General features: G+C 46.5%; 8 protein-coding genes. All 8 read left to right on the top strand.

Annotated elements, in window-relative coordinates; translation table 11 throughout:
- Window positions 1–526, top strand: a 526-nt coding sequence (locus C7Y66_RS02940; RefSeq protein WP_199197220.1) for a DegT/DnrJ/EryC1/StrS aminotransferase family protein, incomplete at its 5' end; no start/stop codon positions are given.
- The gene (locus tag C7Y66_RS02935; protein WP_106544398.1) at window positions 519–2,102 is read left to right on the top strand and encodes an MBL fold metallo-hydrolase; all 1,584 of its coding nucleotides are present in this window, start codon (window positions 519–521) and stop codon (window positions 2,100–2,102) included. The genes C7Y66_RS02940 and C7Y66_RS02935, both read left to right, overlap by 8 nt.
- Window positions 2,095–2,817 carry a DapH/DapD/GlmU-related protein gene (locus tag C7Y66_RS02930; protein ID WP_106544397.1) on the top strand — a complete coding sequence of 241 codons (723 nt, stop codon included), beginning with the start codon at window positions 2,095–2,097 and terminating at the stop codon, window positions 2,815–2,817. The genes C7Y66_RS02935 and C7Y66_RS02930 overlap by 8 nt, the downstream gene beginning before the upstream one ends.
- Window positions 2,818–2,924: 107 nt before the next feature.
- Window positions 2,925–3,689 (top strand): class I SAM-dependent methyltransferase, encoded by a 765-nt coding sequence (locus C7Y66_RS02925; protein ID WP_158265859.1) that lies wholly within the window; start codon window positions 2,925–2,927, stop codon window positions 3,687–3,689.
- 198 nt (window positions 3,690–3,887) lie between these two features.
- Complete coding sequence (locus C7Y66_RS02920; protein WP_106544395.1) at window positions 3,888–4,862, top strand: NAD-dependent epimerase/dehydratase family protein; 975 nt, start codon at window positions 3,888–3,890, stop codon at window positions 4,860–4,862.
- Window positions 4,855–6,021 (top strand): DegT/DnrJ/EryC1/StrS aminotransferase family protein, encoded by a 1,167-nt coding sequence (locus tag C7Y66_RS02915; protein WP_106544394.1) that lies wholly within the window; start codon window positions 4,855–4,857, stop codon window positions 6,019–6,021. Before C7Y66_RS02920 ends, C7Y66_RS02915 begins: the two co-directional genes overlap by 8 nt.
- 46 nt (window positions 6,022–6,067) lie before the next feature.
- The gene (locus C7Y66_RS02910) at window positions 6,068–7,720 is read left to right on the top strand and encodes a glycosyltransferase (RefSeq protein WP_106544393.1); all 1,653 of its coding nucleotides are present in this window, start codon (window positions 6,068–6,070) and stop codon (window positions 7,718–7,720) included.
- Window positions 7,626–8,951, top strand: coding sequence for a glycosyltransferase (locus C7Y66_RS02905; protein WP_233222498.1), 1,326 nt, complete (start codon window positions 7,626–7,628; stop codon window positions 8,949–8,951). The genes C7Y66_RS02910 and C7Y66_RS02905 overlap by 95 nt, the downstream gene beginning before the upstream one ends.
- Window positions 8,952–9,114: the final 163 nt, after the last annotated feature.

The raw sequence follows: 9,114 nt of genomic DNA, 5'->3' as shown, positions 1-9,114 counted from the left end.
TGAAGGTGGTATGGTCGTCACCAACAATCCCGAATACGAGCGCAAAATGCGGATGCTGCGCGATTGGGGACAAGAACGCAAGTATCACCATGTCTTTAAGGGATACAACTACCGCATGGATGGCATCCAGGGAGCGATCTTGCGGGTGAAGTTACGCCATTTAGATGCCTGGACAGAGGCACGCAGAGCGCACGCCGCACGATATGACAAACCGCTAGCAAATGCAGGTGTGAAAACTCCGACAGCGATGCCTTACAGCCATCACGTTTACCATGTCTATGCCGTGCGATCGCAGCAACGGGATACCTTACAACAAAAGCTGCAAGAGAAAGGAATCCAAACAGGCATTCACTATCCGATTCCGGTACACCTACAACCAGCTTATGCCGACCTGGGTTATCAAGCTGGCGAGTTTCCTCACTCAGAAGCGGCATCAAAGGAAGTGTTGTCCTTACCAATGTATGCAGAATTGATCGCAGATTCACAAACCCAGATTATCAATGCGGTGATTGCTGAATATGTCTGATTCTTTTTCCTTAAAATTTCTTGGTCACGCTGGTATTCTCCTCAAAGCTGATGGCGTGACATTACTATGCGATCCTTGGATGAGCGAAAGCGGTGCTTTCTTGCATAGTTGGCATCAATACCCACCGAATGATTTTCTCGAACGACAAGACTTATACGACGCAGATTATTTGTATATCAGCCACGATCATGACGATCATTTTGACCGAGATTTTCTGAAAGACTTTCCCAAGCATAAAGTCACTGTTATTATTGCCGAGTTTTTGACAGATACCTTTGCTAGAGAAATTGCCAAGCTTGGTTTTACCCGCATATTGCAACTCAAAGATTGGGAATCATATCATCTGGCTGAAAACTTCAGCGTTGCTGTTGTTAAAGACGAGTCGCTTTACAAGATAGATTCGGCATTACTGATTGAAGTTGGTAATACGAAGATCTTGCACAAAAATGATTGCCATATTCCAGATGAAGATATTCCTAAATATAGGAAATTAGGGATCGATTTCCTCTTTGCCCAGTTTTCGGGAGCAATGTGGTATCCAGCAACTTATGCATATGAAGCTAAAAAACAACAACGAATAGCAGCAAAACTTAAACAAGATATGTTAGATAGTTTTGTTGACTTTGCTAATAATATTTGTGCCAAACATGTTTTTCATTATGCTGGACCTCCCGCCTTTTTGGAAGACGAGCTGTTCCACTTAAATTTTCAGGAGAACGGCATTTTTCCCGATCAGTGGGATGTGTACGAAGAGCTTGCTCAACAAATAAATGGGAATTTAAGTCTACTTTTACCTGGGGATGTCGTAAAATTATCATCCGATAGACAACTAGAAATTACCCGCCAGTTTAGCTCGCTTGAACTTTCGCAAAAAGCGTTAGTATTAGATAATTACAAGCAGAAAAGAGCCGCTGTTATTCAGTCCTATCTAAGTAGTTTACCCCAGCCCGATCAAGAATTTTTGCAGGAATTTATCGTCTATATTCAGCAGTTGTTCTCTGCTAGCATTTACCTAACTGAGAAAGTCAACGCTCTAGTAAAATTTACGCTGACTGGTGTGAATGGTGGCTCTGTGTATGTTGAAACACGCGATCGCGAGTTTGCAATTATGCGCTCGTGTACGGAAACGCCAAACTATGAATTTACCATAGACACTGCGATCGCCAATTTACTAGTAGAAGGTAAAGAGCATTGGGAAAGTTTGTTCTTAAGTATGAGGTTCAAAGCAAAACGCCGACCAGATGCTTATAACTGGCCCTTGTTTGCAATCTTACGCTACGGTAACGAACCTAAACTTATTGCTCAAGTGGAAAAAACGCTTCAAGCAGCCGAAAACGAAGAATTTATAGTCAGAGATGGCGAGAAGGAATACCACGTTCAACGCTATTGTCCTCACGCGGGAGCAGATCTTTCTCAGGTCGAGGTTCATAACGATAAGTTAGTGTGTCCGAGACATCGATGGGTATTCGATCTTCGTTGCCAAGGCAAATGTATAGTTGGTGGCAATATGCCTTTGAAAGTTTATCAATCGAGTGAAATAGCTAGTCAGAAAACAGTTGAGGAAGTCAATGTTTGAACTAGATGGAACTAGAATAGTCAAAGCCGTTCATGGCTTGAAAGACTTTCAACCAGATCCTAACTTTGAAATTGGATTAGCAGAATATCTCCTCGATCGGTACGGACAAAAAGCATTACTTGAGTTGTACTCGCGCTTTGCGATCGGTGATGGAGATGTTGATGGACTGATGCGGCGGGCAATCTGGCGAGCCGTAGCGCAGCGATTTGGACATGGAGTGCGGATTGAGAGTGGAGCAGGTTTTAAGCATCTCGAAACATTTGAGATCGGCGATCGCGTGTTCATTGGTTCGCAGAGCTACATTCAAGGACGCTTCGATGGTAAATGCATCATTGGGAACAACGTTTGGATTGGACCGCAAAGCTACTTTGATGCGCGTGACTTAACGATTGAAGAGAATGTCGGGTGGGGACCAGGAGCAAAAGTTTTGGGTTCCACTCATACTGGATTACCGATTGACGTTCCGATTATTCAAACTGACTTAGAAATCAAATCGGTCAAAATTGAAGCCGGAGCCGATATTGGTATGAATGCAGTCATTTTGCCTGGGGTAACAGTTGGCAAAGGCAGTATTGTCGGTGCAGGAGCAGTTGTGACTAAGGACGTGCCACCGTTTGCGATCGTTGCTGGCGTTCCCGCTCGTTTTCTCCGCTGGCGTGATGCATACGAACCATCAGAGAACTTGAAAAACTATGCAAATAGTTACGGAGCCTAGCAAGGTAGTTGCTGTATTGAGAGTACAATCTGCACCGTTAGAGATATAGCAAAAGGCGGAAGGAAAAACCTTTCGGACAAAAGATTGCAAGTGTCGAGGAAACAAAAGTGATAGAAACATCGAAGCGGTTGGAATCGACCAGAGAATTAGAGCAAATCACGGTTGAGTACCTCAATCCCACACCAGATAGAGGAGTTGACCAGAAAGTGCTAGATCTCGTCTCAGATTTGGTAATATCTAGGCTTGATGGCGATCGCATTCTAGAATTAGGTGTAGGCGATCGCATCTGGACTCCAAAGTTAATCGATAAATTTGCCGACGTGACGAGTGTAGATGGCTCGTCAGGGTTGCTAGCTGCTATGCAACAAGATCTGGCTAGCAGACTTGATGGTAAGCGTTGGACACCAGTTTGCTCTTTATTTGAAGACTACCAGCCAGATCGAACTTTTGATACTGTTCTAGCAACCTTTGTCCTCGAACATGTAGACGATCCCGGGCTGATTCTCCAGATGGCGAGGCAGAACTGGCTTAAACCAGGGGGTAAATTAGCTGTTGTCGTGCCTCACGCACTCAGTTTACACCGACGTTTGGCTGTGAAGATGGGCTTAGCAACCTATCCAGGAGAATTGGGTGAGACAGACCGACGCATGGGACATAAACATGCTTTTACGTGTTACGAAATGGAAAAGCTACTTGTAGGGGCTGGATTTCAGATCGTCGAGCAGAAAGGCATGTTTGCCAAGGTATTACCTAATAGTATGCTTGCTGCCTGTAACGACAAGCAACTACGTGGCTTATTCGAGCTAGGTCTAGATCTTCCAATTGAATACTCAACCACTATTTACTTTTTAGCAGAGGCAAAAAGTAGATGACTAGCGAGTGCGATCGCTTCGGAGTTACAGTTGCAAAATTCAAATAAATACTCTCAGGAGTTACGCAGTCGATCCCCCAACCCCCGATGAATTGGGGGCTTTATTCCCCCCTTTTTAAGTGGGTCTAGGGGGGTGGTCGTCAAGATCTGAAACTTCAAGTGCGTAATGCCTGACTCTACTAGGTTTTAGGTTTAACAAATGCAGATAGACAAAGTACTCATTACGGGTGGAGCTGGTTTAGTAGGCTCCCATATTACCGATCTTTTGGTCAAGCAGGGAATCGCTGAGATTATTATTCTTGATAATTTCACTCGCGGGAATCAAAAAAATTTGAGCTGGGCATTAGAGCGCGGCTCGGTGAAGATTGTTACAGGTGACATTCGCGATCGCCAACTGCTTGCAGACGTAATGCAAGGTGTCGATGTTGTCTTTCATCAAGCAGCAATTCGGATTAATCAATGTGCTGAAGAACCGCGTCTGGCATTAGAAGTGTTAGCGAATGGTACTTTCAACGTCTTGGAAGCTGCGGTGAATGCAGGTGTGAGCAAAGTAGTTGCAGCTTCCTCCGCCTCCATCTACGGCATGGCAGAAGCATTTCCCACCACAGAAGCGCACCATCCCTACAACAACCGCACGATTTACGGTGCAGCTAAGACATTTAACGAGGGACTATTACGTAGTTTCTATGAAATGTACGGGCTGGACTATGTAGCTTTGCGTTACTTCAACGTTTACGGTCCGCGCATGGATATTTACGGCGTTTACACCGAAGTGCTGATCCGCTGGATGGAACGCATGAGCGCAGGTCAAGCGCCACTGATTTTCGGTGATGGCAAGCAGACAATGGATTTTGTCTACATCGAAGATATCGCCAGGGCAAACATCTTGGCGGCTAAAGCCGATGTGACAGACGAAGTGTTTAATATTGCTAGCGGTGTAGAAAGCAGTTTGAACGACCTAGCTTACAGTTTGGCTAGAGTGATGGGATCGGATTTGCAGCCAGAATATGGTGCAGAACGCAAAGTCAACCCCGTACAGCGCCGACTGGCAGATGTCAGCAAAGCCAGAGAATTGCTGGGTTTTGAGGCACAAATCTCGCTAGAAGAGGGGTTGCGTCGGCTCGTTAAATGGTGGAGCGATGAAAAACAAGCAAAGGAAATATGCCATGTCTGAGCAGATGCAGAATATTCCAATTGCCAAACCTTGGATGGGTGAAGCCGAGGCAGATGCCGCGAAGCGGGCGATTCTGTCCGGTTGGGTGACGCAAGGACCCGAAGTCACCGCTTTCGAGCAAGAGTTTGCAGCCTATGTAGGGGCAAAGTCTGCTTGTGCTGTCTCTAATTGCACCACGGCTTTGCACTTGGCTCTGTTAGCCGTGGGCGTAAAACCTGGGGATGAGGTAATTACCGTCAGCCATTCCTATATTGCCACTGCCAATAGTATCCGATACTGCGGTGCGCTCCCCGTATTTGTGGATATCGAGCCGCATACGTACAACATTAATCCCACTTTAATTGAAGCAGTGGTGAGCGAGCGCACTCGCGCGATTCTGGTCGTCCACCAAATGGGAATGCCTTGCGACCTCAAAGCAATTGCGGAGGTTGCGCGTCGCTACAATTTGCCAGTTATCGAAGATGCAGCTTGCGCTATTGGCAGTGAAATTCTCTGGGATGGTGAGTGGGAAAAAATCGGTAAGCCACACGGTGATATCGCCTGTTTTTCCTTCCATCCCCGCAAGGTAATTACGACTGGCGATGGTGGAATGCTAACCACCAGTAATCCTGAATGGGACAAACAGTTTCGTCTGTGGCGACAACACGGCATGAGTGTTTCTGACACGGTGCGCCACGGTGCAAAGCAAGTGATTTTCGAGACTTACCCGATGTTGGGCTACAACTACCGGATGACCGACATTCAAGCGGCAGTGGGACGGGAACAGCTCAAGCGCTTGCCGGAGATTGTCGCACGCCGTCGTCTGTTGGCAGAGCGATATCGAGAAAAGCTGGCGGCTGTGCAGGGATTGAAATTACCAACAGAGCCAGTTTGGGCGCGGAGTAATTGGCAGGGTTACTGCGTCCGTCTGCCAAAGGAATGCGACCAGGTACAAGTCATGCAGACGATGCTTGATGCTGGGATTTCCACGCGACGCGGGATTATGTGCGCTCACCGCGAAGCAGCATATCAAATTGAGGCTTGGTCGTGTGGTGGCGATCGCCTCATCGAGAGCGAACAAGCTCAAGATCGGACAATTGTTTTGCCACTTTTCCATCAGATGACTGAGGAGGAGCAGGAGCGGGCGATCGCGGTTTTGAAAACTGCTTGTCAGGTTTGAGCATAGCGCCAACTAAAGATTAGTAGGAGATAGCAAACAGTATTGTATGGAGACAATAGCTAGCGATACACTCAGCCTTTGGCGAGAAGAAGGCAGCCGCCTAATTCCACAAAACTTCGAGGTATTTCGCAACTTAGTTGCTCGGGCGAGAGACTTTATCCAAAGGGGTGAATATCACACAGCAGCAGTGTATGCAGAAATTGCAGCTTTATATGCCACTGAGCAACACTGCGGTCTTTTTGTTAGCCCTGAACTAGAGCAAATTCTCCTGACAATCGGACGACAGGCTATACCGCTCGACGTTACTCTTAATAAAAATTCCTCATGCAATAAAGCACCAAGAAACATATTGCATGTTTCCACTGCCGTCATGGGCATTGGCGGACATTCTAGAATGCTTTGGCGCTGGATTGGGCAGGATACTGAGCGTTCCCACTCGCTTGTATTAACGCGGCAGGGACTGCACGAGGTTCCTAAATTTCTGAAGGATGCCGTCAATAACAGCCAGGGTAGAATATATGCGCTAGACAAGAGCATCGGCAACCTTGTCTCTTGGGCGAAAAGACTACGCGACATTGCTGCATCAGCGGATCTAGTCGTACTGCATATATGGAGTTACGATGTGATGCCAACAATTGCATTTGCAAACAGGGAACAATCTCCACCGATTATCTTTGTAGATTACGGCGATCACTGCTTTTGGCAAGGAGTGAGTATCAGCGATGTCGTGGCTAATCTGCGAGAATCTGGTATGCGCTTATCACAAGAGCGTCGAGGCATAGCGAGCGATCGCACCGCTATCCTGCCGATTATTTTAAATCCCACCCAAAGAATGCTTTCCCGCACGGAGGCAAAACGACAACTTGGTTTTGCTGAAGACAGCGTTGTCTTGCTCTCTATCGCTCGGTCGCTCAAGTACAGAACGATTGATGGAGTTAGCTTTGCGGATGCACACGTCCCATTATTGGAAAAATACGACCGAGCGATTCTAATCGTAATTGGTCCAGTTGACACCGAGGAATGGTCGGTAGCTATCCAGCGATCGCAGGGGAGAATTAAAGTTTTCGGGCAGCGCGAAGATACTGCCGTATTCTACCAAGCTGCCGATATTTATGTTGATTCATTTCCTTTCGTCTCGATTACATCGCTATTGGAAGCAGGAAGCTATGGTACGCCTCTGGTCAGCCGCTATCCCTACTCTCATGCGTCCAAAATACTGAGTGCTGATGCACCAGGTTTGACTGACAAGCTGATCCTTGCACGCAATCTTCCAGAGTACACGGCAGCGCTATCCCGCTTGGTTGAAGATGAAGAATTCCGACTATCTCTTGGGGAAGCCACTCGACAAACAATTACAGAGAGACACATGGGGAGTCATTGGCAGCGCTACTTAGAAGATGTGTACTGCCGTGCGACAACTGTGCCTCGGTTAACTGTAACATCAACTCCAACGGTAGATCGAATGTTTGTCGGCGAGCCAGATGTTTTCTTACAAAAAGTTTTTAGCTCAAGAGACATTGAAATTGAGGAGATCGTTCAATCTCGCCTGAGACTAATGCCTTTAAAGCAGCGTTTCTCTAGTTGGGTTGAACTCATTAAGAAACATGGTTTTGGACGACTTAACGTCTTGCTACCGGAATGGTTTTACTGGCACTACTACCGCCGCTTACAAAAATGGAGTCAAAATCCTAAACCCTGAAGATAAAAATTTTTCCTATATTATGTGGACATATTGGCGTACTCGTAATGGTAGTACTCGGATCAAACTTGCAATTGCCCGTTCTATCCCCTATTTCTTTGAGGATTTACGCGGCGGATTGATTCATCAAGTCAGCAATCTCCTTCGCTTCACTGGCATTCATGCCAACATGAAACGTCTTGGAATGAAACTTGGTATTGTCAAGGCTCCAGAAAATACTATCCCTTATATCTCAGACGAGTCACCAATCCAACAGCTGGCAACTCCAGTGAGCAAACCGATTATTTTTGCTTCCTATTGTATCGATGCTAGTTTCCAAGGCAACTTAAAATTTTGTGGTGGCACTAAAGAACTCAATCTGCTAGTGAAACTGCTGCGTCAAAAAGGCTACGAAGCTTACATGGTTACCTATGACGGTAGCTACGAACCTTGGTTGCTCGATAGTCAACCTCATCTTTCCATAGCTGAATATCAGGAGAAACTTAAGTCGGCTCAGAATGTACGCTGCGTGACTTCTCTCGCAGGTGCTAAAGCTTTCATACAACCCAGCCAGCAGATTTACTTTTGGGATATGGAGCTAGCAATTACCGAGCATCAAGATTTTGCTGCCTTGGCAGAGCTGTATCAAGGCAAACTTAAAGGTGTAGCTGCTATTTCCCGCACGATTCAGGCTTGGCACATGGCTCACTTCCAGCGTGCCTGTACCCTTTTGCCTAATTTGATCGATCGCACCCTTTGGTTTCCGACTCCAGAGCAACGGCAACCTCGTCGCATTGGCTACATGGTTGAAGGTTCTCACACAGAAGCCTATCTCACAGTTATACAAGAAGCCATTCGAGCGAAGGGTCTCGACTTAGAATTTCAGCGAATTCAGGGCATTGAAGCGGAGGTTCTTGCCGGGATGCGTTCTTGCGAAGTTTTCCTCAGCATGAATATTGGTAAGGATCTCTTGTGGGGAGAAGGCTGTCCTAGAACTGTAATTGAAACCCTCGCCACTGGATGTGTTGTCATTGCGTTTGACATTATTGGCAACCGCGAAACGATCCAAGACAACTTCAATAGTATCCTCGTACCCCGATATCGCCCCGACTTAATGGCAGAAGCACTAGTACGCCTTTATAATATCCCTGGCGAACTCGATCGCCTCCGCACCAACGCCCTAGCCTTAATGCAAGCGTGCCATACTTTTGAAGCCCGTTGGTCTGCTATCCAAGAATTCCTGCAACTGTAATAGCCAGCTAAATTTTGAAATCTGGCAAGTCTACTATGGCAAAAAAAGCGATCGCATTTACCCAAGGAGGAATGCGATCGCTTTTAAGGAACTTTTTATAGCAATTCTCGATTGCGTGCGTAACATGTGTAGGGGCGCACAGCTGTGCGCCCCTACAGATCGT

The sequence above is a fragment of the Chroococcidiopsis sp. CCALA 051 genome (assembly GCF_003015105.1).
Classification (GTDB): Bacteria; Cyanobacteriota; Cyanobacteriia; order Cyanobacteriales; family Chroococcidiopsidaceae; genus Chroococcidiopsis; species Chroococcidiopsis thermalis.
Note: the sequence above shows the minus strand (reverse complement) of the source record. Positions and strands in the feature narration are given on the sequence as shown.

Bases quoted from the DNA above. Each gene is read 5' to 3' on its own strand.
- C7Y66_RS02935 (WP_106544398.1), top strand. From the start codon at position 519: ATGTCTGATTCTTTTTCCTTAAAATTTCTTGGTCACGCTGGTATTCTC.
- C7Y66_RS02930 (WP_106544397.1), top strand. From the start codon at position 2,095: ATGTTTGAACTAGATGGAACTAGAATAGTCAAAGCCGTTCATGGCTTG.
- C7Y66_RS02920 (WP_106544395.1), top strand. From the start codon at position 3,888: ATGCAGATAGACAAAGTACTCATTACGGGTGGAGCTGGTTTAGTAGGC.
- C7Y66_RS02915 (WP_106544394.1), top strand. From the start codon at position 4,855: ATGTCTGAGCAGATGCAGAATATTCCAATTGCCAAACCTTGGATGGGT.
- C7Y66_RS02910 (WP_106544393.1), top strand. From the start codon at position 6,068: ATGGAGACAATAGCTAGCGATACACTCAGCCTTTGGCGAGAAGAAGGC.
- C7Y66_RS02905 (WP_233222498.1), top strand. From the start codon at position 7,626: ATGGTTTTGGACGACTTAACGTCTTGCTACCGGAATGGTTTTACTGGC.